At 73.8% G+C, this 703-nt stretch carries 1 protein-coding gene; it reads left to right on the top strand.

All coding sequences use genetic code 11. The annotated features are described in order from the left end of the window. Window positions 1-76 precede the first annotated feature (76 nt). Window positions 77-688: a Uma2 family endonuclease gene (locus tag FNQ90_RS25775; RefSeq protein WP_182608509.1), complete on the top strand. Its 612-nt coding sequence runs from the start codon at window positions 77-79 to the stop codon at window positions 686-688. Window positions 689-703: the final 15 nt, after the last annotated feature.

Genomic DNA, 703 nt, shown 5'->3' with positions numbered 1-703 from the left:
GAAACCGCTCGTCCCTTCGGGGGAAAGCCCGCCGACAGGGCTCCGTCCCGCCCGGCAGCGGTGCAGGGTGTCGCCCATGACGACACCCGAGACGCCCGCCCCCGGGGACCGTAACGGCCACGAACCACACGCCGCGTGGCCCGCCACCGGCTCCTGGCGGGCGGAGGACCTCGACCGCCTGCCCGGCCTGCCGCGCCGGGTCGAACTCCTCGACGGCGCCCCGAGCTTCCCCGGCCCCCGGAGCCTCTTCCACACCCGGGCCCTCCGCCGGCTCGAGACCTCCCTCCTCGGGGCGGTTCCCGCCGGGTGGGACGTACTGCGGGGGATGTCCGTCCGTCTCGGCCCCCGGGACCGCCCGGAGGTGGACGTGCTGGTGGTCCGGGCCGAAGCGGCGGAGAGGCCGGATGTCACGTTCTTCACTCCCGAGGACGTACTTCTGGCCGTCGAGGTGGTCTCACCCGACTCGCGGGGTCGGGACCGGGGCGTCAAACCGCGCAAGTACGCGGAGGCGGGCATCCGTCACTTCTGGCGGGTCGAGCGGGAGGATGACCGGGTGGTGGCGTACGTCCACGCGCCGGATCCCGCGACGGGCTCGTACGTGCCCACCGGCGTCCACCACGAACGGCTGAAGGTGGACGTTCCCTTCCCCGTGGACATCGATCTCGGGGCCGCCCTGCGCAGGCGGTGAACGCCGGGGAACGTC

The sequence above is a fragment of the Streptomyces alkaliphilus genome (genome assembly GCF_014141535.1).
Lineage (GTDB): Bacteria > Actinomycetota > Actinomycetes > Streptomycetales > Streptomycetaceae > Streptomyces > Streptomyces alkaliphilus.
Note: the sequence above shows the minus strand (reverse complement) of the source record. Positions and strands in the feature narration are given on the sequence as shown.

Coding starts and splice junctions, on each gene's coding strand:
- FNQ90_RS25775 (WP_182608509.1), top strand. CDS start 77: ATGACGACACCCGAGACGCCCGCCCCCGGGGACCGTAACGGCCACGAA.